The 26,802-nt window shown below is 73.1% G+C and carries 2 protein-coding genes; both read left to right on the top strand.

Going from position 1 to position 26,802, the window contains the following annotated elements; all coding sequences use genetic code 11:
• Window positions 1-9: 9 nt before the first annotated feature.
• Window positions 10-10,854 (top strand): type I polyketide synthase, encoded by a 10,845-nt coding sequence (locus EL493_RS28550; RefSeq protein ID WP_019048598.1) that lies wholly within the window; start codon window positions 10-12, stop codon window positions 10,852-10,854.
• On the top strand, window positions 10,851-26,717 hold the full coding sequence (locus tag EL493_RS32830) for a type I polyketide synthase (protein WP_019048597.1): 15,867 nt from the start codon (window positions 10,851-10,853) through the stop codon (window positions 26,715-26,717). The genes EL493_RS28550 and EL493_RS32830 overlap by 4 nt, the downstream gene beginning before the upstream one ends.
• Window positions 26,718-26,802 lie beyond the last annotated feature (85 nt).

Raw genomic sequence — 26,802 nt, 5'->3', positions numbered from 1 at the left:
GTTCCACCGATGGCCGACAACGACGAGCTACGCCGGTACCTCAAGAAGACCGCGAAGGAGCTGTACGAGACCAAGCAGCAACTGCGCGAGCTCACCGACCGCTCGACCGAGCCCATCGCCATCGTCGGCATGGCCTGCCGGTACCCCGGCGGCGTGCGCTCGCCCGAGGACCTGTGGCGGGTGACCGCCGACGGAGTCGATGCCGTCGGCGCCTACCCGGCCGACCGCGGCTGGGATCTGGACCGCCTGTTCGACACCGACCCGGCCGTACCGAACACGATCTACACCCGCGACGGCGGATTCCTCGACGCCGTCGGCGATTTCGACGCGGGCTTCTTCGGCATCGGACCGCGCGAGGCGGCGGCGATGGACCCGCAGCAGCGGCTCATGCTGGAGGCCTCGTGGGAGGCGCTCGAGGACGCGGGCATCGACCCGGTGTCGTTGCGCGGCAGCGAGACCGGGGTGTTCGCCGGTGTCATCCACCAGCACTACGGGCCCAAGATCGGCGCGGCCGGGATCAGCGCCGAGACCGAAGGCCATGCCTACCTGGGCGTGTCGAACAGTGTGCTGTCCGGGCGGATCGCCTACAGCCTCGGGTTCAAGGGCCCGGCCATCTCGGTCGACACCGCCTGCTCGTCGTCGCTGGTGGCGCTGCACCTGGCCTGCCAGGCCCTGCGGCAGGGCGACGCGACCCTGGCGCTGGCCGGTGGCGTGACGATCATGTCGGATCCGTCGCTGCTGATCGCGTTCGCGCGGCAGCGCGCCCTGTCGCCGGACGCCCGCTGCAAGGCGTTCGCGGCGGCCGCCGACGGCACCGGGTTCTCCGAAGGTCTCGGAGTGCTGGTGCTGGAACGGCTCTCGGACGCGCGCAGGCTCGGTCATCCGGTGCTGGCCGTGGTGCGCGGCAGCGCGGTGAACCAGGACGGCGCGAGCAACGGCCTGACCGCCCCCAACGGGCCGTCGCAGGAACGGGTCATCGCGCAGGCGCTGGCGAACGCGGGCCTGGAACCGGCCGATATCGACGCGGTCGAAGCGCACGGCACCGGCACCACGCTCGGCGACCCGATCGAGGCGCGCGCCCTGATCAGCGTCTACGGACATCAGCGCGACGGCGCACCGTTGCGGCTGGGCTCGTTCAAGTCGAATGTCGGGCACACCTCCGCCGCGGCCGGTGTCGGCGGCGTGATCAAGATGGTGCAGGCCATGCGCCACGGCGTGCTGCCCAAGACGCTGCACGTGGACGAGCCGACACCGCATGTGGATTGGTCCGCCGGGACGGTGCGGCTGCTCCAGGACAACGAGCCGTGGCCCGCGGGGGAACGGACCCGCCGCGCCGGGGTGTCGTCGTTCGGCGCCAGCGGGACCAACGCCCACCTCATCCTCGAGGAAGCTCCGGGGGAACCCACGCCCGAGGCGGACACCGAGCCGATCGCGCCTTCTGCCTCGACCGACGTTGTCGCCCTGGTGTTCTCGGCCAAGTCCGAGACGGCGCTGCGGGCCCAGGCGGATCGGCTACGGGAGTGGCTGCTCGGCAACCCTGACGCGCGCCCGCGGGATGTGGCCGTGGCGCTGACGAATGCGCGGGCGCAGCTGGAATGGCGGGGCGCGGCCGTCGGCCGGGACCGTGACGACCTGCTGGCCGCGCTGGCCGGGCTGGCAGCGGGCGCGCCCGGCACGATCGAGGCGACCGCGACCCCCGAGCGCACGGCATTCCTGTTCACCGGACAGGGTGCCCAGCGGCCGGGGATGGGGGCCGAGCTGTCGCGCGCGTTCCCCGTGTTCGCCGCCGCGCTGGACGAGGCGTGCGCCCACTTCGATCCCCTGCTCGGGCGGTCGCTGCGGGAGCTGATGCACGCCGACACCGACGGGGAGCTGGACCGCACCGAGTACACCCAGCCCGCGCTGTTCGCGTTCGAGGTGGCGATGTACCGCCTGCTCGAATCGTTCGGTGTCGCACCTGATCTGCTCATCGGGCATTCGATCGGGGAGCTGGCCGCCGCGTATGTCGCCGGCGTGTGGTCGCTGCCGGACGCGTGCGCGCTGGTGGCGGCGCGCGGCCGGTTGATGGGCGCGCTGCCCGCCGGTGGGGCGATGCTCGCGGTGGCCGTCGGTGCGGCACGGGCCGCCGAACTCCTCGCCGACTTCGGTGACCGGGTGTCGGTGGCCGCGGTGAACGGTCCCGCGTCGACCGTGCTCTCCGGCTCGGCCGAGGCGATCGAGGCACTGGCGCAACAGCTTTCCGCGCTCGGGGTGAAGACCAGCAGGCTGCGGGTGAGCCATGCCTTCCACTCGGCGCTGATGGACCCGATGCTGGCCGAGTTCCGTACCGTGGCGCGGGGCGTCGCGTATCACGCGCCGCGCGTTCCGCTGGTGTCGAACGTGTCCGGTGCACTCGCCGGTGACGAGATGACCGATCCCGAGTACTGGGTGCGGCAGCTGCGCGGCGGGGTGCGGTTCGCGCCCGGTATCGACACGCTCGTCGCCGCGGGCGTGCGCCGCTTCGTCGAGGTCGGCCCGGACGCGGTCCTCACCGCGATGACCAGGGAGTGCCTGACCGAGCATCCGGCGGTCGAGCCGGTGGCGGCGACCGTCGCGACGGCGCGGCGGTCGGCGGCCGAGGAGATCCAGTGCGTCACCGCGCTGGCGCAGCTGCACGTCGCCGGGGTGCCGGTGGACTGGCGGCCGCTGTACGCGGGGCACGAAGTCCGCCGGGTCGCGCTGCCCACCTATGCCTTCCAGCGGCGCCGGTACTGGTTGCAGCCCACCGGCGTGACCACGGCGGCGGCCGGGGACCATCCGATCCTGACCGGTGTGGTCGGCCTGGCGGGCACCGACGAGTGGCTGTTCACCGGGCGGCTCTCGCTGCGTACCCACCCGTGGATCGCCGATCACATGACCTACGGTGTCGTGGTCGTCCCGAGCGCGACCCTGATCGAGTTCCTGCTGGTGGCGGGCGGTCGCCTCGGGTGCGGTGTGGTCGACGAGCTGACCTTGCAGGCGCCGATCCTGCCCACCGGCGACGCCGAGATCGAACTGCAGGTGCTGGTGCAGGCGCCGGACGGCTCGGGCCGGCGCCAGTTCGAGTTCTATTTCCGTACCGCGCCCGGCGAGGACTGGGTCCACAACGCGACCGGTGCGCTGGCGGCGCACTGGGACGGCGACTCGGCGCTGCTCGCGCGACTCCAGGCGGAACCGTGGCCGCCCGCCGACGCCGACACCCTCGACGCCGCGGGCCTGCCCGCCCGCATCGCGCAGGACGCCGGACTCGAGTACGGCCCCGCCTTCCTCGGCGTGCGCGCCGCCTGGCAGCGCGGCGACACCGTGTTCTCCGAGATCGCCCTCGACCTCGACGCCGCCCCGGACCCGGGCCGCCACGATCTGCACCCGGCACTGCTGGACATGGTGATGCACACCGGGTTCTCCCGGCTGCTGTGGGGCGAGTCCGAGCACGATCCGGACGCGGGAAAGCTCCTGTTCCGCTGGGGCGGAGCGCGTTTCCACACCGAGGACGGACGGTTCCCCGCCGAGGTGACCGCGCTGCGGGTCATCGCGGTGGCCACCAGTGCGGAGACGCTGTCGGTGGCGACCATCGATCCCCACGGCAATCCGGTCGTGTCCGTCGACGCGGTGGTGATGCGCCCGTACGACGTGAAGGAATTCCGCCGCACCGTGTCCGGTGACGCCGCGGGGCTGTACGAGGTCCGCTGGGAGTCGCCCGCCGACGCGTCCGCGCTGCCCGCCGTGTCGCCGGTCGCGCTCGGGGACACGGTCGTTCCCGGCGTCGACAAGCATTACGCATCCGTCGCCGACTTGGCGGCCGCCGAGTCCGTCCCGGGAATCGCCGTGTGGCGCAGCGCCGGTCGCGCGGAAACTCCCGCCGACGTCCGGGCGGGTGTGCACGCGGCGCTGGCGACGGTGCGGGCCTGGCTGGCCGAGGAACGTCTGTCGACCACCCGGCTCCTGATCGTCACCACGGGTGGCGCGGGTCTGCCCGGTGAGACGCCCGACCTCGCCGCGGCGGCGGTCTGGGGGCTGGTGCGCAGCGCGCAGTCGGAGAACCCGGACCGGTTCGTCCTGCTCGACGCGGACCCGGCCGAACCGCTGGACGCCGACCGGATCGCGGTGGTGCTGCGGGCCGGGGAACCGCAGGTCGCGGTGCGTGCTGGGCAGGTCCTGGTCCCGCGCCTGACCCGCGCGGCCGACACGACCGCCGCGCCGGTGTCCTTCGGCGACGGCACCGTGCTGATCACCGGCGGCACCGGTGGGCTCGGCGCGCTGTTCGCCTGTCACCTCGTCACCGGTCACGGCGTGCGTGACCTCGTCCTGACCTCCCGGCGCGGCCCCGCGGCGGACGGTGCCGCCGAGCTGGTCGCGGAACTGACCCAGCTGGGCGCGCGGGCCCGTGTCGTGGCCTGCGATGTCGCCGATCGCGCCGCGGTCGCCGCGCTGCTCGACACCCTGGGTTCCGGACTGACCGGTGTGGTGCACACGGCCGGTGTCCTCGACGACAGCACGGTCGCCACGCTCACCGGCGAGCGACTCGACGGGGTGCTGGCGCCCAAGGTCGACGGCGCCTGGCATCTGGACGAACTCACCAGGGACCGCGACCTCGCCGCCTTCGTGCTGTTCTCCTCCGTCGCCACCGTCCTCGGCTCGGCGGGCCAGGGCAACTACGCCGCGGCCAACAGCTTCCTCGACGCGCTGGCCCAGCGCCGCCGGGCGACCGGCGCGGTCGCGACCTCGCTGGCCTGGGGTCCGTGGGAACAGGGCAGCGGCATGACCGGCGGCCTCGACCACACCGCCCTCGCGCGCTGGGAACGGCAGGGTCTGAGTCCGCTCGGCCACGCCGAGGGCCTGCGCCTGTTCGACACGGCGCTGACCCATGAGCAGGCTCGGCTGGTGCCGATCCGGTTCGACGCGAGCGCGGTGCGCCGCGAGACCGACCCGTCCGCCGTGCCCGTGGTCCTGCGCGGCTTCGCGCGCCGGACCACGCGTGCCGCGCAACCCGCGGCGGCGGCGGAGAGTTCGCTGGGCGCCCAACTGGCCGGTGTCCCGCAGGCCCGGCACGGCGAAGTAGTGCTCGAACTGGTGCTGGCCCAGGCCGCCGCCGTCCTCGGCCACGAGTCGGCCGCCGACATCCGCCCCGACCAGCGCTTCGACGAGATCGGTTTCGACTCGCTGGGCGGCGTGGAGTTCCGCAACCGGCTCGGCAAGGCCACCGGCCTGCAACTGCCCTCGACCCTGGTGTTCGACCACCCGACCCCCGTGGCCGTGGCGACCCTGATCCAGTCCCGCGTGGCGCCCACCGCGTCCGCACCCGCGCCGAAGCCGGTGCGCCGGGTACGCGCCGACGAACCCATCGCGATCGTCGGCATGGCCTGCCGCTTCCCCGGCGGCATCCAATCACCGGACCAGCTCTGGGATCTCGTCGCCGCGGGCATCGACGCCACCGGCGAATTCCCCGCCGACCGCGACTGGGACCTGGACCGCCTCTACGACGACGACCCGGACAAGCCGGGGACCGTCTACACCCGCCGCGGCGGATTCCTCTACGACGCGGGCGATTTCGACCCCGGCTTCTTCGGGATCAGCCCGCGCGAGGCCTCGGCCATGGACCCACAGCAGCGGCTGCTGCTCGAAGTGTCCTGGGAGGCGCTCGAGGACGCGGGCATCGACCCGATCGCGCTGCGCGGCAGCGATACCGGTGTGTTCGCCGGCGCCGGATACTCCGGCTATGTCGACCGGGTGGTCGGCGACCTGGAGGGCTACCGGCTCACCGGCACCACCAGCAGTGTGATCTCCGGCCGTGTCGCCTACGTGCTGGGGCTCGAAGGACCCGCGGTCACCGTGGACACGGCGTGCTCGTCTTCGCTGGTCTCGCTGCACCTGGCCTGCCAGGCGCTGCGGCAGGGGGAGAGCTCGCTGGCGCTGGCCAGCGGTGTGACCGTGGCCGCCAGCCCGTACCTGTACGTCGATTTCGCCCGGCAGCGCGGGCTCTCGCCGGACGGCCGGTGCAAGGCCTTCTCCGCCGAGGCCGACGGTGTCGCGTTCGCCGAGGGCGTCGGCGTGCTCGTCCTGGAACGGCTTTCCGACGCCCGGCGCGCCGGGCACACTGTTCTCGCCCTCGTGCGCGGCACCGCCGTGAACCAGGACGGCGCGAGCAACGGCCTCACCGCCCCGAACGGGCCGTCCCAGGAGCGGGTCATCGCCCAGGCGCTGGCCAGTGCCGGGCTCACCCCGGCCGACGTGGACGCGGTCGAGGCGCACGGCACCGGCACCCCGCTCGGCGACCCGATCGAGGCCAACGCCCTGATCGCCGCCTACGGCCAGGACCGTGGGGAGCGCGAGCCGCTGCGGATCGGCTCGATCAAGTCGAACATCGGCCACACGGTCGCGGCGGCCGGTGTCGGCGGCGTGATCAAGATGGTGCAGGCGCTGCGCAACGAGACGCTGCCGCCGACCTTGCACGCGGAAACCGCCTCACCGCATGTGGATTGGAGCGCGGGCGCGGTCCGGCTGCTGACCGAGGCGGAGCCGTGGCGCGCGGGTGCCTCGGTGCGCCGGGCCGGTGTGTCCTCGTTCGGTGTCAGCGGCACCAACGCCCACGCGATTCTCGAGGAGGCACCGGCGCGGGCCGTCACCGCACCGGTGACCGAGCGGCCACGCACGACGCTGCCGTGGTTGATCTCGGCCAAGAACCCGGCCGCGCTGCGGGCACAGGCGGCGAAGCTGCGGGACTGGCTGATCGAACATCCGGACGCCGACGCGGCCGACGTGGCCTACTCGCTGATGACCTCCCGCGCCCAGCACGAGACCCGGGCCGCCGTGCTCGGCGACGACCGCGACGACCTGCTGGCCCGGCTGACGAAGCTGGCCACGGGTGGCACCGCGCCCGGCGTGGTGTCCGGCACCGTGGGCGCGGGCAAGACCGCGTTCCTGTTCACCGGTCAGGGCGCCCAGCGAGTCGGCATGGGACGCGAACTGGCCGAGGCGTTCCCGGTGTTCGCGTCGGCGCTCGACGAGGTGTGCGCCGCGTTCGACCCGCTGCTGGGACTGTCCCTGCGGCAGGCGATGTTCACCGGTCACCTCCTCGACGAGCACGGTGTGGCTGCGGAGTCCGGGATCCTGGACCGCACCCGGGTGACCCAGCCCGCGCTGTTCGCGTTCGAGGTGGCGCTGTACCGGCTGGTCGAATCCTTCGGGTTCGTACCGGATCTGCTGATCGGGCACTCCATCGGCGAGCTGGCCGCGGCCCATGTCGCCGGGGTGTGGTCGCTGGACGACGCGTGCGCGCTGGTCGCGGCGCGCGGCAGGCTGATGGACGCGCTGCCCGCGGGCGGCGCCATGCTGGCGGTGGCCGCCCCGGAGTCCGAGGTCGCGACCGCGATCGCCAGCTTCGGCGACCGGGTGTCGATCGCGGCCGTCAACGGGCCCGCCGCCGTGGTCGTCTCCGGTGACGAGGACATCGTCGACGCGGTCGAACGGCACTTCGCCGACCAGGGCCGCAAGACCAACCGCCTGCGCGTCTCGCACGCGTTCCACTCCCCGCGCATGGAGCCGATGCTGGCCGAGTACGCGACGGTGGCCGCAGGCATCACCTACCAGCCGCCGCGAATTCCGTTGGTGTCCACCGTGTCCGGTGCCGCCGCCGGTGACGAGATCCTGGACCCCGGGTACTGGGTCGCGCAGGTGCGCGGGGCGGTGCGCTTCGCGCCGGGCATCGAGGCGCTCGCCGCCGCGGGCGCGCGCCGCTTCCTCGAGCTCGGGCCCGACGCGGTCCTGGCCGCCATGACCCGGCACTGCCTGCCCGCGGACGTCGAGGAACGCTCGGTGGTCGCCGCGGCCGCGCGCCGCGAGCACTCCGAGGTGACACAGTTGCTCACCCTGCTCGCCCACGCGCACACCGCGGGCCTGCCCGTCGACTGGACCGGGCTGTTCGCCGCGGACCAAGTGACGCGAGTCCCGTTGCCCACCTACGCCTTCGACCATCGGCGATTCTGGCTGGACGCCGGCCGCGCCGAGCAGCGCGACACCCCGTCCGAGCATCCGCTGCTCACCGGGGTGGTGCGGGTGGCCGATCGGGACGAGTGGCTGTTCACCGGCAAGCTCTCGCTGCGGACCCATCCGTGGATCGCCGACCACACCACCTACGGCGTCATCCTGGTCCCCAGCGCCGCGCTCATGGAGATGCTGCTGGTGGCGGGCGCGCGGATCGGCTGCGGCGCGGTCGAGGAACTCACCCTCGAGGCACCCATCCTGCCGCCGGAGGAGGGCGAGGTCGAACTGCAGGTGCTGGTGCGCGAACCCGACGCCACCGGCCGCCGGTCCTTCACCTTCCACTACCGCCTGCCCGGCGCCGTCGACGGCGAGTGGACGCGCAACGCCAGCGGTGTCATGAGCGGCCGGCACCTGGTCGACATCGGCATGACCGACATGCTGCGCACCGAACCGTGGCCGCCGGTCGAGGCCGACCCGGTGGATCCGGCCTGGATCCCCGCGCAGGTCGCGCGGGTCGCCGGCCTCGAATACGGTCCGTCGTTCATCGGCCTGCACGGCGCGTGGCGCAGCGGCGACACCATCTTCTCCGAGGTCACCCTGAACCCGGACATCCCGGCCGACCGCTTCCGGCTGCATCCGGCGCTGTTCGACATGGTGATGCACGCCGGTCTGGTCTGCCTGATCTGGACCGAGGAGAAGAACAACCCCGCCGAGGGCAAGCTGTTGTTCCGCTGGGGCGCGACCCAGTTCCACACCACCGACCCGGTGACCTCGCTGCGGGTGATGGCCATCCAGCGCGACAGCGAGACCATCAGCGTGGTCGCCGTGGACCAGGACGGCAACCCCGTCGTCTCGATCGACGAAGTGGTCATGCGCTCCTACGACGTCCAGCAGTTCCGGGCCAATCTGGCCGGTGGCCGGGCCGCCCGGTACGGACTGCGCTGGACCGCGGTCGACGCACCGGCCGCCGCTGTCCCCGGCTCCGCCGCGATGGATGGCTCCGACAGCGGCATCGGGTCCGCCGCTGTACTCGGGGAGACGAACGTTCCCGGCATCGAGGAGCGGTATCCGGTCGTCGCGGAGGCCGCGACCGTCGCCGACCTCGTCGTATGGTCGGAAAGCTCTGCCTCGCCCGGTGATTCGAGTGCCTACTCGGAAAACGACGCCTCGCACAGTGATTCGGCGATCGACCGGGTGACTTCCGCGCTGGGGACCGTGCGTGACTGGCTCGCCGACGAGCGCACGACCCGCTCGCAGCTGGTCGTGCTGACGTCCGGCGCCACGGGACTGCCGGGGGAAACTCCGGATCCGGCGTCGGCCGCGGTCGCCGGCCTGCTGCGCAGCGCCCAGACCGAATACCCGGGCCGTATCGTGCAGCTCGATGCCGACGCCCCGGTCCCGGTGGCGACGATCAGGGCCGCCCTCGCCACCGGCGAACCCCAGCTGGCGATCCGGGGCGAACGGATGCTGGCACCGCGCCTGGAACAGGTCGCCGCCCCGACGGGGGAGCCGGTGTCGTTCGGCACCGGCACCGTGCTGATCACCGGCGGTACCGGCGGACTGGGCGCTCTCCTGGCCCGCCACCTGGTGACCACGCACGGCGTCCGGCGGTTGCTGCTGGTGTCGCGGCGGGGCGAGAAGGCCGAGGGAGCAACCGAACTCGCGGCGGAGCTGACCGGGCTCGGGGCCGAGGTCACGATCGCCGCCTGCGATGTCACCGACCGCGACGCCCTGCGCGCCCTGCTGGACGGCCTTCCCGCCGAGCGTGCGCTCACGGCTGTCGTGCACACCGCGGGCGTGCTCGACGACGGCACCGTGCACACCCTCACCGCCGAGCAACTCGACCGGGTGTTCGCGCCCAAGGCCGAGGCGGCCCGCCACCTGCACGAACTGACTCGCGACCGGGAGCTGTCGGCGTTCGTGCTGTTCTCCTCGATCGCCGGTGCGCTCGGCTCGGCCGGGCAGGCGAACTACGCGGCCGCCAACAGCTACCTGGACGCGCTCGCGCTGTCCCGCCGCGCGGCGGGTCTGCCCGCGCTGTCGCTGGCCTGGGGGCCGTGGGAGCAGGACAGCGGCATGACCGGCACCCTCGACCGTGTGGCCATGAGCAGGCTGGAACGGCTCGGCCTGGCGCCGCTCGACCGCGCCGACGGCTTGCGCCTGTTCGACGAGGCGCTCGCCGCGGGCGAACCCGTGTCCACACTGGTGCACCTCGACGCCGACAAGCTGCGCCTGGAAGCCCACTCGGGCATGATTCCCGGCGTGCTGCGCGGCTTCGTCCGCACCCGGGACCGGGCCGTCACCACCGCGAGCAACGAACCGTCGCTCGGCGAACGGCTGGCCGGTGTACCCGAGGGCAAGCGCCGGGGCCTGGTCCTGGACCTGGTGCGCGAACACGTGGCCGCCGTGCTCGGCTACGCCTCCGCCGACGAGATCGCCCCCGACCGCGGCTTCGACGAACTCGGCTTCGACTCGCTCGGCGCCGTCGAATTCCGCAACCGGCTGACCACCCTGACCGGGCTGTCGCTGCCGTCGACGCTGGCCTTCGACTACCCGACCGCGGCCGACCTGGCCGACTATCTGCTGTCGCGGACCACCGTCGCGGCACCGCAGACCGCACCACCACCGGCGGCGACGGCGACAGCCGACGACATCGCCCGCCTGGAAGCGTTGCTCGACCGCATCATCGCGGCCGGTGGCGACGACGACGAGACCGTCACCGGACTGCGCGGCGTCAACGAACGCCTGCGCACCCACCTGTCGGGACGCTGGTCGGACAGCGACTTCGACGATCTCGCCTTCCATTCCGACAGTGAGCTCTTGGATCTGATCGACGAGGAGTTTGGCCCAGCATGAGCAACCCCGGCAGCAGCAACGAGGAACGACTCAGCCGGTATCTGCGCAAGCTCACCGGGGATCTCCGCGCCGCCAAGAAGCACATCGACCAGCTCGAAGAGCGAGCGAGCGAACCCATCGCCATCGTCGGCATGAGCTGCCGATACCCCGGCGGCGTCGAAACCCCCGCGCAGCTGTGGGACCTGCTGGCCGGCGGCACCGACGCGGTGGGCCCGTTCCCGGCCGACCGCGGCTGGGACCTCGAGCGGCTGTTCGACCCCGACCCCGACGCGGCGGGCACCATCTACACCCGCGAAGGCGGATTCCTCTACGCCGCGGGTGAATTCGACGCCGGCTTCTTCGGGATCGGTCCGCGCGCGGCGGAAGCGATGGACCCGCAGCAGCGGCTGTTCCTCGAAGCGGCATGGGAGGCGTTCGAGGACGCCGGGATCGATCCGGTGTCGTTGCGCGGCAGCGACACCGGTGTCTTCGCCGGTGTCATCCATCAGGACTACGGGCCGCGCGTGGGCTCGCCCGGCCTGACCGCCGAGGCGGAAGGCAATGCCTACCCGGGCGTCTCGGCCAGTGTGCTGTCGGGCCGGGTGTCGTTCACCTTCGGGCTCAAGGGACCGGCGCTGTCGGTGGACACCGCGTGCTCGTCCTCGCTGGTGGCCCTGCACCTGGCCTGCCAGGCCCTGCGGCAGGGCGACACCTCGCTGGCGCTGGTCGGCGGCGTCACGGTGATGTCGGATCCGACGCTGCTCATCGCGTTCGGCAGGCAGCGGGCGCTGTCCCCGGACGCGCGCTGCAAGGCGTTCGCGGCGGCCGCCAACGGCACCGGCTTCTCCGAGGGGCTGGGCATGCTGGTGGTCGAGCGGCTCTCGGACGCGCGCCGCCACGGGCACCGGGTGCTGGCCGTTGTCCGGGGCACCGCGGTCAACCAGGACGGCGCCAGCAGCCGGCTGACCGCGCCCAACGGCCCTTCGCAGGAGAAGGTGATCGCGCAGGCCCTGGCCAATGCCGGGCTGACGCCCGCCGACATCGACGCGGTCGAAGCGCACGGCACCGGCACCACCCTCGGCGACCCCATCGAGGCGCAGGCGCTCATCGCCGCCTACGGCACCGGCCGCACGGGCGACCCGCTGCGGATCGGTTCGCTCAAGTCCAATATCGGGCACACCTCGGCCGCGGCCGGTGTCGGCGGCGTGATCAAGATGGTGCAGGCCATGCGGCACGAAATGCTGCCCGCCACCCTGCATGTCGACGAGCCGACCCCGCATGTGGACTGGTCGGCGGGGACGGTGCGGCTGCTGACCGCGGCCGAGCCGTGGCCCGCGGGCGAGCGGGTCCGCCGCGCCGGGGTGTCCTCGTTCGGTGCCAGTGGCACGAATACCCACGTCATCCTGGAGGAGGCGCCGGAGTTCGCCGCCGAACCGCCCGGGGAGGACGCGCCCGCCGTGGTGTCGGCCGCGGTCACGCCGGTGCTGGTGTCGGCCAAGACCGAGGCCGGGCTGCGGGCGCAGGCCGCCAAGCTGCGGGAGTGGGCGATCGAACATCCCACCCTGTCCGTCGAGGAGCTCGGCTATTCGTCCATCGCGACGCGCGCCCGGCTGGAGTGGCGGGGTGCGGTCGTCGCCGCGGATCGCGACGCGCTGATCACCGGTCTGGCGGCGCTGGCCCAGGACGGCGCCGCCGCCGCGGCGGTCGGCCGGAAGGTGGCGTTCCTGTGCACCGGGCAGGGAGCGCAGCGCGCGGGCATGGGCCGCGAACTGGCGCAGGCGTTTCCGGTGTTCGCCACGGCGCTGGGCGAGATCTGCGCGGAGTTCGATCCGCTGCTCGGGGTCTCGCTCCAGGAGCTGATGTTCACCGGTGGGGCCGAGGCGCTGAACCGGACCGAGTTCACCCAGCCCGCGCTGTTCGCCTACGAGGTCGCGGTGGCGCGGCTGTGGGAATCGTTCGGTGTGACACCGGATGTGCTGCTCGGGCATTCGATCGGTGAGCTGGCCGCCGCCCACCTCGCGGGCGTGTGGTCGCTGCCGGACGCGTGCCGTCTGGTCGCCGCCCGCGGCAGGCTGATGGGACAGCTGCCCGGCGGCGGCGCCATGCTCGCAGTCGCGGCCGGCGAGTCCGAGGTCGTCGCGGCACTGGCCGAGGTCACCGGCGCGGCATCCATCGCCGCCGTGAATTCGCCCACCTCCGTGGTCGTTTCGGGCGACGAGGACGCCGTGGCGGCCGTCGAGCGGCACTTCGCGGGCCGCAAGACCACCCGGCTGACGGTGTCGCACGCCTTCCACTCGCATCGGATGGATCCGATGCTCGCCGAGTTCGAGGCGGTCGCCCGGCAGGTGACCTATCACCGGCCGCAGGTCCCGGTGGTCTCCAATGTGTCCGGGCAGCCGGCCGGCGACGAAATCCTCGACCCCGCCTACTGGGTCCGGCAGGTGCGGGCGGGCGTGCGCTTCGCCGAGGGCGTCGACGCCGTGGTGGCCACGGGCGCGCGGCGATTCCTGGAGATCGGCCCGGACGCGGTGCTGACGGCGATGACCCGGCAGTGCCTGGACGCGGAGGTCGACGCGCAGTCGCTGGTGGTCGCCGCCGCGCGGCGCGGCCAGGACGAGGTCGAGCAGTTCGTGCGGGCCGTGGCGGCCGCCGAGGTCGTCGGCGTCGATATCGACTGGACGAGCTTCTTCGCCGGTCGGCCCGTGACGCGCGTGCCCCTGCCCACCTACGCGTTCCAGCGGCGCCGCTACTGGCTCGAGACCACGGCCGGGTCCGCCGATGTCGCGTGGGCGGGGCTGGGCGCGGTGCGGCATCCACTGCTGGGCGCGGTGGTGTCGGAACCCGAATCCGGCGGTGTGCTGCTGACCGGACGGCTCGCGATCGCGACACAGCCGTGGCTGGCCGATCACGTGGTGGCGGGCTCGATCCTGCTGCCCGGCACCGGATTCGTGGAGCTGGCGCTGCGCGCCGGGGCCGAAGCCGGATGCCCGGTGCTCGACGAACTCACCTTGCAGGCGGCGCTGGTGCTGCCCGCGTCGGGTGGGGTGCAGATCCAGGTGGTCGTCGGTGGCGCCGAGGCGGATTCGCCGACGCGCACGGTCGCGATCTACTCGCGGGCCGAGAACGAGCACGACGGGCCGTGGCTGCTGCACGCGCGCGGCCGGCTGACCGAGCAGCCCGGCCCGGTGGCGCCCGACCTCACGGCCTGGCCGCCCGCCGCGGCCGCGCTGGATGTCGCCACCGGCTACGAGAGCCTGCGGGCATACGGCTACGACTACGGCCCGGCCTTCCAGGGCGTGCGCGCGCTGTGGCGCGACGGTGCCGAGGTGTTCGCCGAAGTCGCCGTCGATCCGGATACCGGCGTACACGCCGAAGGATTCGGCATCCATCCCGCCCTGCTGGACGCCGCTCTGCAAACAGGGCTCATGGCCGGTGCGCTGGAGAGCGCAGCGGGGGAGTCGCCGTTCGCGCTCGCGGACGGGCAGGTCGTGCTGCCCTTCGCCTGGCAGTCGGTGTCCTTGACCGCGACCGAGGCGTCCGCGCTGCGTGTGCGCCTGACGCCCAGCGGCTCCGCCGTGACGATCACCGCCGTGGACGAGCAGGGCCGTCCGGTCCTGTCCGGCTCGCTCACCACCCGCCGCATGCCGCTGGCCCAGCTCGCCGCGAGCGCCGCCGCCACCCCGGCCGCCCCGATCCTGGATCTGCGCTGGTCACCGACCGGCCCCGCCCCGGCGGCACCGGTCACCGACCTCGGCCACTGGGACGACCTCGCCCCCGACGCCCCGGTCCCGCCCGTGGTCGTCGTCGAAGCGGGCACCGGCTGGGCAGGCACCGACTCCGACGTCGTCCCGGCGACGCACACCGAACTCGCCCGCGTCCTCACGATCGTCCAGACGTGGCTGGACCAGGACCGCTTCGCCACCAGCACCCTGCTGATCGCCACCCGCGGCGCGATCGCACTCCCCGGCGAAGACCTCACCGACCTCCCCGGCGCCGCGGTCTGGGGCCTGGTCCGCAGCGCCCAGACCGAAGACCCCGGCCGAATCATCCTGGTCGACACCGACACCCGGATCGACGCCGCGCTCGCCACCACCATCACGGCGGTCGCCGAACCGCAAACGGTGCTCCGCGCGGGCATCCCCCACACCGCCCGCCTGACCCGCCCCACCACCGACCTCACGCACACCACTGCGAGCGCTGAAGTAGACACGGCTGCTGCAAGTTTCGGCACCGGTACGGTTCTGATGACCGGTGGTACCGGTGGCATCGGGCCCGTGGTGGCTCGCCACCTGGTCGCCGAGCACGGGGTGCGGTCGCTGCTGCTGGTGAGCCGACGTGGTCCGGAGGCCGACGGGGTCGAGCGGCTGTGCGCCGAGCTGACGGAGCTGGGCGGGCAGGTGCGGGTGGTCGCGTGTGACATCGCCGATGCCACGGCCGTCGCCGGGCTGCTCGGTGAAGTGCCGGAGCAGTGGCCGCTGACGGCGGTGATCCATGCCGCCGGTGTGCTCGACGACGGTGTCGTCGCCGCGTTGACCGCCGAGCGGATCGACGCCGTACTGGCGCCCAAGGCCGATGCCGCCTGGCACCTGCATCAGGCGACGGCGGGTCTCGAGCTGGCCGCTTTCGTGGTGTTCTCGTCCGCTTCGGGCACCGTCGGCGGTCCCGGTCAGGGCAATTACGCCGCCGCCAACACCTTCCTCGACGCGCTGATCACCCACCGGCGAGCCCGCGGGCTGGCCGGGCAGTCGCTGGCGTGGGGGCTGTGGGCGCGGTCCAGTGGCATGGCCGGGCAGCTCGGGCAGACCGAGGTGGCCCGGATGAGCCGCACCGGGTTCACCGCCATGCCGGACGAGCGGGCGCTGGCCGGCTGGGACGCGGCCGTCGCCCGAGGCGCGGCGCACACGGTCGTCGCCGTCCTCGACACCGCCGCGATCCGCGCCCAGGCCGACGCCGGACTGCTCCCGCCGCTGCTGCGGGAACTGGCGCCCGCGACGGCCCGCCGCGCCACCGCCACCTCGGCGGCGCCGTCCGGCTTGCGCGGGCGGCTGGCCGGGCTCGACACCGACCGGCAACGCCAGCTGGTCCTCGACACCGTGCGCACCCACATCGCGGCGGTGCTCGGCCACGACAGCGTGGCCGAGGTCGATCCCGGTCGCGCCTTCTCCGAACTCGGCTTCGATTCGCTGAGCGCGGTCGAGCTGCGCAACCGGCTCAAGACCGTCACCGGCCTGTCGCTGTCGACCACGGTCGTCTTCGACTACCCGACCCCGCAGGCGCTCGCCGACCACGTCGCGGGCGAATTCCTCGGCGCGACAGCCGAACTGGAACTCGGCACCGGCCAGTCCCTCGACGACGACCCCATCGCCATCGTCGGCATGGCCTGCCGCTACCCGGGCGGAGTGAGCTCGCCGGAGGACCTGTGGCGCCTCGTCGACGACGGTGTCGACGCCGCCTCCCACTTCCCGATCAACCGTGGCTGGGACACCGACCGGATCTACGACCCGTCGGGCGAGACCCCACACACCACCTACACCCGCGAGGGCGGATTCCTGCACGGCGCGGGCGAATTCGATCCCGGGTTCTTCGGGATCAGCCCGCACGAGGCCGCGTCCATGGACCCGCAGCAGTTCCTGCTGCTGGAGAGCTCGTGGGAGGCGTTCGAGCGGGCCGGTGTCGACCCGGCGGTCCTGCGCGGCAGCGCGACCGGCGTCTTCACCGGCATGATGTATCACGACTACGCGGGCAACGCGAACGCCGGTTCCATCGCCTCGGGCCGTGTTTCGTATGTCCTGGGCCTGGAAGGCCCGTCCGTCACGATCGACACCGCGTGCTCGTCCTCACTGGTGGCCATGCATCTCGCGGCGCAGTCGCTGCGGTCGGGGGAGTGCGACCTCGCCCTGGCCGGGGGTGTGGCCGTGATGGCGACACCCGAGACCTTCGTGGAGTTCTCGCGGCAGCGCGGCCTGTCCCCGGACGGGCGCAGCAAGTCCTTCGCCGACGCGGCCGACGGCGTCGCCTGGTCCGAGGGCGTCGGCGTGCTGGTGCTGGAACGCCTGTCCGACGCCCGCCGCAACGGGCATCCGGTGCTGGCGGTCGTGGCCGGTTCGGCGGTGAACCAGGACGGCGCGTCGAACGGCCTGACCGCGCCCAACGGCCCGTCCCAGCGACGGGTGATCCGCCGGGCACTGGCCAACGCCGGTGTCCGGGCGGCCGACGTCGACGTGGTCGAAGCGCATGGCACCGGAACGACATTGGGTGACCCGATCGAGGCCCAGGCGCTGCTGGCCACCTACGGCCAGGACCGCGACCCCGCGCGTCCGCTGTGGCTGGGCTCGCTCAAGTCGAATATCGGGCACGCCCAGGCGGCGGCCGGTGTGGGCGGCGTGATCAAGATGGTCATGGCCATGCGCCACGGCGTTCTGCCCAGGACCCTGCACGTGGATCAGCCGTCCACCAAGGTGGATTGGAGCGCGGGCGAGGTGCGCCTGCTGACCGAGCCGGTCGCGTGGCCGGAGGTGGATCGGCCGCGCCGCGCCGGGGTGTCCTCGTTCGGTATCAGCGGGACGAATGCCCACGTCATCGTGGAACAGGCGCCGCCGCCGCCGGATTCACCCACCGAACCCGAGATCATCGCGCCCGGTGTGGTGCCATGGGTGCTGTCGGCCCGTGGCGGTGACGCGCTGGCCGAGCAGGCTGCCCGGCTCGCCGCGCTGGTGACCGCGTCCGAACCGGATCCGGCCGACATCGGCTTCTCCCTCGCCGCCACCCGCGCCGTGTTCGAGCACCGTGCCGTGCTCGTGGGCGCGGACCGCGACGAACTGCTGACCGGCGTCCGGGCGCTGGCCGCGGGCGATGCCGCGACCGGCCTGGTCACCGGCCGCGCGCTGCCCGGGTCCACCGGTGTGGTGTTCTCCGGCCAGGGCGCGCAGTGGGCGCGGATGGCGCAAGACTTGCGCGCCGCGTACCCGGTCTTCGCCGAACACTTCGACGGCATCGTCGAGTGGCTGGAACCGCTGCTGGCCCAGCCGGAGTCGCTGGCCGACGCGCTGGCCGACGACGCGCTGGTCGATCGCACCGTCTTCGCGCAGGCGGGTCTGTTCGCGTTCGAGGTGGCGCTGTACCGCCTGCTCGAGTCGTGGGGTTTCCGCGCCGACGTGGTGGCCGGTCACTCGATCGGCGAGGTCGCGGCCGCGCATGTCGCCGGGGTACTGACCCTGGCCGACGCCTGCGCGCTGGTGGCCGCCCGTGGCCGGTTGATGCAGGCGCTGCCCGCCGGTGGCGCCATGGTGGCGGTCGGTGCCGCGGAAGCCGAGGTGCTGGAGCTGCTGACCGGCGAGGTGTCGATCGCGGCGGTCAACGGCCCGGCCTCGGTGGTGCTGTCCGGCGCCGAGGACGCGGTCCTCGCCGTCGCCGAGGCGTGCGCCGAGCGTGGTTGGCGCACGCACCGGCTGCGCGTCTCGCACGCCTTCCACTCGGCCCTCATGGAGCCGATGCTCGCCGAATTCGCCGCGGTGGTGGCGGGTGTGACCTTTGCGCCACCGACGCTGGAACTGGTGTCGACCGCCACGGGGAACCGGATCGACGAGGAGATGACCGACCCCGGCTACTGGGTCGATCAGCTGCGCGGCACCGTGCGCTTCGCGGCGGCCGTCACCACCATGACCCAGCTGGGCGTCGCCCGGTTCGCCGAGGTCGGGCCCGACGCCGTCCTCACCCCGATGCTCACCCAGGTCGACGCGGCGGTGGCCGCCCTGGCCCGCCGTGAGCGCGCCGACGCACCGGCCCTGCTGAGCGGTCTCGCCGCGTTGTTCGTGGCCGGCGCCGAGCTCGACTGGGCGCGGGTGTTCGCCGGGAGCCGTGCCCGGCGCGTCGACCTGCCCACCTACGCCTTCCAGCACGATCGCTTCTGGCTCGACGCCAAGCAGGCGCTGGCGAACTCGTGGATCGGTGCGGAGCTCGGCGGCGTCGCCGCGGTCGGGCTGGACACCGTGGACCATCCGCTGCTGGGCGCCGCGGTGCCACATCCGGAATCGGGGGCGGTGAGCTTCACCGGCCGCTGGTCGGTGGACACGGTGGACTGGCTGGCCGATCACAGCGTGCTCGGCGTGGTGCTACTGCCCGGCACCGGATTCGTCGAGCTGGCCGCGCACGTCGGCGGCCTGCTCGGCTGCCCCACCGTGGACGAACTGGTCCTGCACACCCCGCTGACCCTGCCCGCCGAGGGCAGTGTCGCGGTGCAGGTCGTGGTGGCCGCCGCCGACGACGCGGGTCGCCGGCGCCTGAGCGTGCACTCCCAGCAGACCGGCGACGGTCCGTGGGCGATCCACGCCGAAGGCATACTGGCACCCTCCGATCCGGTCGCCGCCTTCGACCTCACGGCCTGGCCGCCCGCCGGAGCGCAGCCGCTACCCGTGGACACCGCCTACGACGAACTGCTCGAGGTCGGCTACGGCTACGGCCCGTACTTCCAGGGCCTGCGGGCCGCCTGGCAGCGCGGTGACGAACTGTTCGCCGAAGTGGCGCTGCCGGATTCGCGCGCCGCCGACGGCTACGGAATCCATCCCGCGCTGTTCGACGCCGCGCTGCACGCGGGCATCATCCACGGCCTGCGTGGCGGGGTCGACGGCTTCCCGGCGCTACCGTTCACCTGGAACCAGGTCACCGTCCATGCCGCCGGTGCCGCCACGGTCCGCGTGCGGATCACGCTGGAGGGCACCAGGTTCGGCATCCAGATCGCCGACGAGCAGGGCAGCCCGGTGCTGTCGGTCGGTGCGCTGGTGTCGCGCCCGGTCTCGGCCGAGCGGCTCGGCGCCGACCGGGTCGCCGACGCCCTCTTCGGCGTGGACTGGGTCGCCGTGACACCCACGACAGCCGCCGTCGACACGAATCGCGTTGCGCTACTGGGGTCCACGGAGACCACGAAGGTACGTGGTTACCCGGATCTCGCGGCACTGACCGCCGAACTGGACGCCACCGACGCGGTGGTTCCCGACGTCGTCCTGCTCACCACTCCCGACCACGACGGCCCCGCACCCGAAGCCGCGCGCCGGATCGTGGCGGACGTACTCGGCACTCTCCAGGACTGGTTGGCCGATACCCGGTGGGCCGCGACTCGCCTGGTGGTGCTGACCCGGAACGCGGTGCACGACACCGTCGACCTGTCCCAGGCGCCTGTGTGGGGTCTGGTGCGCGCCGCCCAGGCCGAACATCCGGGCCGCATCCAGCTCCTCGACCTGGACACCGACGGCGACCCGCTCGCCGCCGCGGCGGCAGCCGCCACCGGGGAACCCGAGGCCGCCCTGCGCGGAACCACGCTGCTGGTCCCGCGCCTCACCCGCCGGACCCCGGCCCCGGCCGACGGGCCGATCGAGCCGGGCACGGTGCTGGTCACCGGTGGCACCGGCGGACTCGGCGCGGTCCTGGCCCGGCACCTGGTCACCGACCACGGTGTGCGCCACCTGCTGCTCACCTCGCGACGCGGGCCCGATGCCCCCGGTGCCGCCGAACTCGTCGCCGAACTGACCGGTCTCGGCGCCGAGGTCACCGTCACCGCGTGCGATGTGACCGATCGCGACGCCCTGGCCGCCGTCCTCGCCGCGATTCCCGCCGACCGCCCCCTGGTCGGTGTGGTGCACGCGGCGGGCACCGCCGACAACGGCCTGATCGCCTCGATCACGCCCGACCGGCTCGCGCACGTCTTCCGGCCCAAGGCCGACGCCGCCTGGCATCTGCACGAGCTCACCCGCGACCGGGCGCTGTCGCTGTTCGTCCTGGTGTCCTCGGCCGGTGGCCTGGTACTGCCCGCCGGGCAGGCGAACTACGCGGCGGCCAATGTCTTCCTCGACGCGCTCGCCGCGCACCGGCACGGCCTCGGCCTGCCCGCGCTCGCCCTCGACTACGGCATGTGGGCGCGCGCCACCGGCCTCGGCGCCGAGCTGTCCGACCGGGACTTCGACCGGATGCGCAGACAGGGCTTCCCGCCGCTCACCGAGACCGAGGGACTGGCGCTGTTCGACGCCGCGCTCGGCGCCGGCGCGGCGCAGCTGGTTCCGCTGCGTATCGACCCGGCCGTGCTGCGGACCCGAGGGGACCAGATCCCCGCGCTGCTGCGCGGCATCGTCCCCGCGCCGGTCCGGCGGGTCACCCGCACGGCGGCGGGGCAGGCGTTCCTGCGGAAGCTGGCCGGGCTCTCCGACGCCGACCGGGGCAGTGCCCTGCTCGACCTGGTGCGATCCGTCGCGGCCGAGATCCTCGGCCACACCTCGGTCGAGGCGATCGAACCGCACCAGCCGTTCCAGCAGCTGGGCTTCGACTCGCTCGGCGCGGTCGAGTTCCGCAACAAGCTCAATGCCGCGACCGGGCTGCAACTCCCAGCCACGCTGCTGTTCGACTACCCGAATCCCCAGGTCGTCGCCGAGTTCGTGGAGGCACAGCTCACCGGCGTCGGCGCGGTCGCCGAGGTGGCCGTGAGCCGGGTGCGGGCCGACGACGAACCGATCGCGGTGGTGGCCATGAGCTGCCGCTACCCGGGCGGGGTCGCCTCGCCGGAAGACCTGTGGCAGCTGGTCACCTCCGGCGGCGACACCACGGGCCCGATGCCGCTGGATCGCGGTTGGGACATCGACGGCATCTACGATCCCGAACCGGGCAAGGCGGGCAAGACCTACACCCGCAGCGGCGGATTCCTCTACGAGGCAGCCGAATTCGACGCGGGCTTCTTCGGCATCAGCCCCAACGAGGCCACCGTCATGGACCCGCAGCAGCGGGTTCTGCTCGAGGTGTCGTGGGAGGCGCTGGAGCGGGCCGGACTCGACCCGGCCGCCCTGCGCGGCAGCGCCACCGGTGTGTTCACCGGCGTGATGTACCACGACTACGCGCAGGGCACCGGAACCGGCAGCAGTGCCGCGGGCAGCCTCGTCTCGGGCCGGGTGTCCTACGTGTTCGGCCTGGAAGGGCCGTCGGTCACCGTGGACACCGCGTGCTCGTCCTCGCTGGTCGCGCTGCACCTGGCGGCGCAGTCGCTGCGCTCGGGCGAGTGCGAGCTGGCGCTGGCCGGTGGTGTGGCCGTGATGGCGACGCCGGACATGTTCCTGGAGTTCGGCCGTCAGCGCGGCCTGTCACCGGACGGACGCTGCAAGTCCTTCGCCGACGACGCCGACGGTGTCGGCTGGTCCGAGGGCGCGGGCGTGCTGGTGCTGGAACGGCTGTCCGACGCCCGCCGCAACGGTCACCAGGTGCTGGCCGTCCTGGCCGGCTCGGCGGTGAACCAGGACGGCGCGTCGAACGGGTTCTCGGCGCCGAACGGACCGTCCCAGCAGCGGGTGATCCGGCAGGCGCTGGCCAATGCGGGGGTGTCGCCGGTCGACGTCGACGCGGTCGAAGCGCACGGCACCGGAACGACATTGGGCGATCCGATCGAGGCGCAGGCGCTGCTGGCCACCTACGGCCAGGACCGTGCGCTGGATCGTCCGCTGTGGCTCGGTTCGCTGAAATCCAATATCGGGCACGCGCAGGCGGCGGCCGGTGTGGGTGGCGTGATCAAGATGGTGATGGCCCTGCGGCACGGTGTGCTGCCGCGGACCCTCCATGCGGACGAGCCCTCCACGAAGGTCGACTGGAACGAAGGGCACGTGCGGCTGCTCACCGAGGCGGTGCCGTGGCCCGACACCGACCGGCCGCGCCGGGCCGGTGTCTCGTCGTTCGGCATCAGCGGGACCAATGCCCACGTCATCGTGGAACAGGCTCCCGCCGTGGCGGATCCGGTCACCGAACGGGGAGTTCCGGCAGGTGGTTTCGTGCCGTGGGTGCTGTCGGCTCGCACGGCCGAGGCACTCGCCGACCAGGCCGCGCGACTGGTCGCGGCGGCCCAGGACACCGAGCCGGTCGACGTAGGCTTCTCGCTGGCGTCCACGCGCACGGTCTTCGAGCACCGCGCCGTCGTTCTCGCCGAGGACGGTGCCGGTCTGCTGGCCGGGGCGAGCGCGCTGGCCACCGGCGCGCAGGCGGCGGGGGTGATCACCGGCCGGGTGACCACGGGGTCGGCCGGTCTGGTGTTCTCCGGGCAGGGTGCGCAGTGGGCGGGCATGGCGACGGACCTGCGCGCCGCGTTCCCGGTGTTCGCCGAGAACTTCGACGGCATCGTGGCGCAGTTGGAACCGCAGCTGGGACAAAGTATCTCGCTCACCGAGGCGCTGTCCGACGACGCGGCCCTGGCCCGCACGGTCTTCACCCAGGCCGGGCTGTTCGCCTACGAAGTGGCCCTGTTCCGGCTGCTCGAATCCTGGGGTGTGAAACCCGATGTGGTGGCCGGACACTCGATCGGTGAGATCGCGGCCGCGCACGTCGCGGGGGTGCTGTCGCTGACCGACGCGTGCGCTCTGGTGGCCGCGCGTGGCCGGTTGATGCAGGCCCTGCCCGCGGGTGGCGCGATGGTCGCGGTCGGCGCGCCGGAAGCCGATGTCCTCGAAATCGCCGCGCTGCTGGACACCAAGGTGTCCGTCGCGGCGGTGAACGGCCCGGCGTCCGTGGTGCTCTCCGGTCTCGACGCCGAGGTCACGGCCGTGATCGAGCGCTGTGCCGAACGGGGCTGGCGGACGCACCGGCTCACGGTGTCGCACGCCTTCCATTCGGTGCTGATGGAACCGATGCTCGACGAATTCGCCACCGTTGTCCGAGGTCTGACCATCCACCGGCCCGACATCACGCTGGTCTCCACCGTGACCGGCGCCCGGGTCACCGAGGAGATGACCGATCCGTCGTACTGGGTCGGCCAGGTCCGCGACACCGTCCGCTTCGCCGACGCGGTCACCACCATGGCCGCACTCGGCGTGACCCGCTTCGCCGAGGTCGGCCCCGACGCGGCCCTCACCCCGATGGTCGCGCAAACCCTCGACACCGCGACGGCGGTCGCGCTGACCGTGCGCAAGCACGCGCACACCGCGACCCTGCTCACCGGCCTCGCCCGGCTGTACGTCGCGGGAACGGCGGTGGATTGGGCGCGGCTGTACGCCGGGACCGGTGCCCGCCGGGTCGACCTGCCCACCTACGCCTTCCAGCGCACGCGCTACTGGATGACCGAAGCAACGGCAGGCGGCGGCGACGCGCGGTCGATGGGCCTGACCGCCACCGGGCATCCGCTGGTGTCGGCGGTGATCGCCCAGCCGGACTCCGCCGGGGTGATCCTCACCGGTCGCCTCGCCACCTCGACCCACCCGTGGCTGGCCGATCACCGGGTGCACGACGCGGTCGTGTTCCCCGGGACCGGCCTGGTCGAACTCGCCCTGCACGCCGCCGGACAGGTCGGTTGCGCCACCGTCGACGACCTCGTGCTCCAGGCTCCGCTGGTACTCCAGGAGCCCGGGGGCTCGGCCTTGCGCGTCGTCGTCGGCGACCGGGACGACACCGGTCGCCGCCCGCTCCGGATCTTCTCCAGCCCGGACGACGGCGACCCGGTGTGGACCCTCAACGCCGAAGGCACCGTCCGCCCGGCCGACACCGCCACGGGTGCCGACCTCGTCGCCTGGCCGCCCGCCGACGCGCGGCCGCTGCCGATCGACGACGGCTACGCCGGACTGTCCGCCGCGGGCTACGGATACGGCCCGTTCTTCCAGGGGCTGCGCGCGGCCTGGCGACGCGGTGACGAGGTCTTCGCCGAGGTCGCCCTGCCCGATGCCCGCCTCGCCGACGGCTTCGGCCTGCACCCCGCCCTGTTCGACTCGGCGCTGCACGCGCTACTGCTGGCCGAGGAGATCCCCACGGCGGGAACGGCTCTCGCGCTGCCGTTCGAGTGGTCGGGGGTGACACTGCACGCCGCCGGGGCGACCGCGCTGCGGGTGCGGATGACCAGGGTCGGGGAGCACGGTGTCGTCCTGGACCTCGCCGACGCTGCGGGCGCGCCCGTCGCCACGGTGCGTCATCTGGCCTCGCGGCCGATGGACCCCGCGCAACTGGTCCTCGGTGCCTCCGCCGTCGGCAACGCGCTGTTCGACGTCGGCTGGACGCCGATCACGCTGTCCGGCACCGCCATCGACACGGCACCGTGGGCCGAGCCGGGTGACACGATCCCACCCGTCGTGATCCTGGACTGCCCGGCGGGCAACGACGCCGCCGCGGTACGCGCCGCCACCCACCAGGTGCTGCATGCCGTGCAGTCCTGGCTGACGGAACCACGATTCGCGGATTCGGTACTGGTCGTGCGCACGTCCGGCGCCGTCTCGGTAGCCGGCGAGGACATCACGAATCTGGCCGGCGCCGCGGTGAGCGGCCTCGTCCGCGCCGCCCAGTCCGAGGCCCCGGGCCGGATCATCTTGGTGGACATCGACTCCGAGCGGGCTCAGGTCGAGTCGCTGCCGTTCGCCGACTCCGGTCGCCCTTCGGGTGAGCTGCTCGGCGCAGGTCGGGCCCCGAGCGAGCCTGCACCGGACTCCGTCGCCTCGCGAATCCCCGGAGACGATCTCAGCCGCGATCTGGGCTCGCTGCTAGGCCCGGTCCTCGGCACCGGCGAACCCCAGGTGGCCGTACGTGGCGGGATCGTGCACGCCGCACGGCTACGCAGGATCGACACCGCCGCACTCGGTTCGGCGCAGGCGCCGGCCTACGACCCCGCCGACACCGTGCTGATCACCGGTGCCGGCGGTGCGCTGGCCGGCCTGTTCGCCCGGCACCTCGTCGCCGAACACGGTGTCCGGCATCTGCTGTTGCTCAGCCGCCGCGGCGAATCCGCGCCCGGCTCAGCGGAATTGCGGGCCGAGGTGACCGAGGCCGGTGCCGATGTGCGGTTCGCCGCCTGTGATGTCACCGATCGCGGCGCGCTCGCCCGCGTCCTGGCCGACATCCCGGGTGACCAGCCCTTGGCCGGGGTGTACCACCTCGCCGGTGTGCTCGACGACGGAGCGATCGCCTCGCTGACCCCGGAGCGGCTGGACACCGTCCTCGGCCCCAAGGTCGACGCGGCGCTGCACCTGCACGCACTGACCGCCGACCTGCCGGTGAAGGCGTTCGTGCTGTTCAGTTCGGCGGCGGGCGCTTTCGGCAATACCGGCCAGGGCAACTACGCCGCAGCCAACGCCTGCCTGGACGCGCTCGCCGCCCACCGCAGGGCCACCGGCCGCGCCGGACAGTCACTGGCCTGGGGTCTGTGGGACGGCGGCATGGCGGGCGAACTCGGCGACGTCGACCGGCTGCGGATGGCCCGCACCGGCATGCTGCCGCTGTCCCGAGCCCAGGGCCTGGCCCTGTTCGACGCCGCGGCCCGGCTCGACGTGGCGGCCCCGGTCCTGGCCAGGATGAACCTCGACGTCATGCGCGACGCGGGCTTCGCCCCCGCGCTGCTGGCCGGCCTCACCACGCCGCGGCGCAAGGTCACCGACGGCACGGCCGCGGCACTGCGCGCCCGCCTGGCCGCCACCCTGGCGGGGGAACGGCTCGACGTGCTCGTCGACCTCGTGCGCGGTCAGGTCGCGCACACGCTCGGGCACGGCAACGCCGCCGTGGTCGAGGCGGGCAAGGCGTTCAACGACCTGGGCTTCGACTCGATCACCGCGCTCGAGTTCCGCAACGGTCTCAACGCCGCGACCGGCCTGGCCCTGCCCGCGACGCTGGTGTTCGACTATCCGACCCCCGCCGCGCTGGGCGAGTACCTGCACGAGGAGCTCACCGACGGCGACGAACCGCAGCCGGTCGACCTGCCCGACGACGACATCCGCCGGGCCCTGCAGACCATCCCGCTCGCGCGCCTGCGCGAGGCGGGCCTGCTGGACGCGCTGCTGCGGCTCACCGACGAACCCGACAGCCCCGCCGACACCCCACCGGCCGACCCGGCGGACGCGATCGACGACCTCGATCTCGACGACCTGATCGACCTGGCCTTCCACTCGGAGGACTGACCCACGATGTGATCCCGGCATCGCCCGACAGCCTCCCGACAGACATTCCGCCGGATCGTTCCGGCGACCGCAGGAAGCGATAGAC

The organism is Nocardia asteroides (assembly GCF_900637185.1).
Classification (GTDB): domain Bacteria; phylum Actinomycetota; class Actinomycetes; order Mycobacteriales; family Mycobacteriaceae; genus Nocardia; species Nocardia asteroides.
Note: the sequence above shows the minus strand (reverse complement) of the source record. Positions and strands in the feature narration are given on the sequence as shown.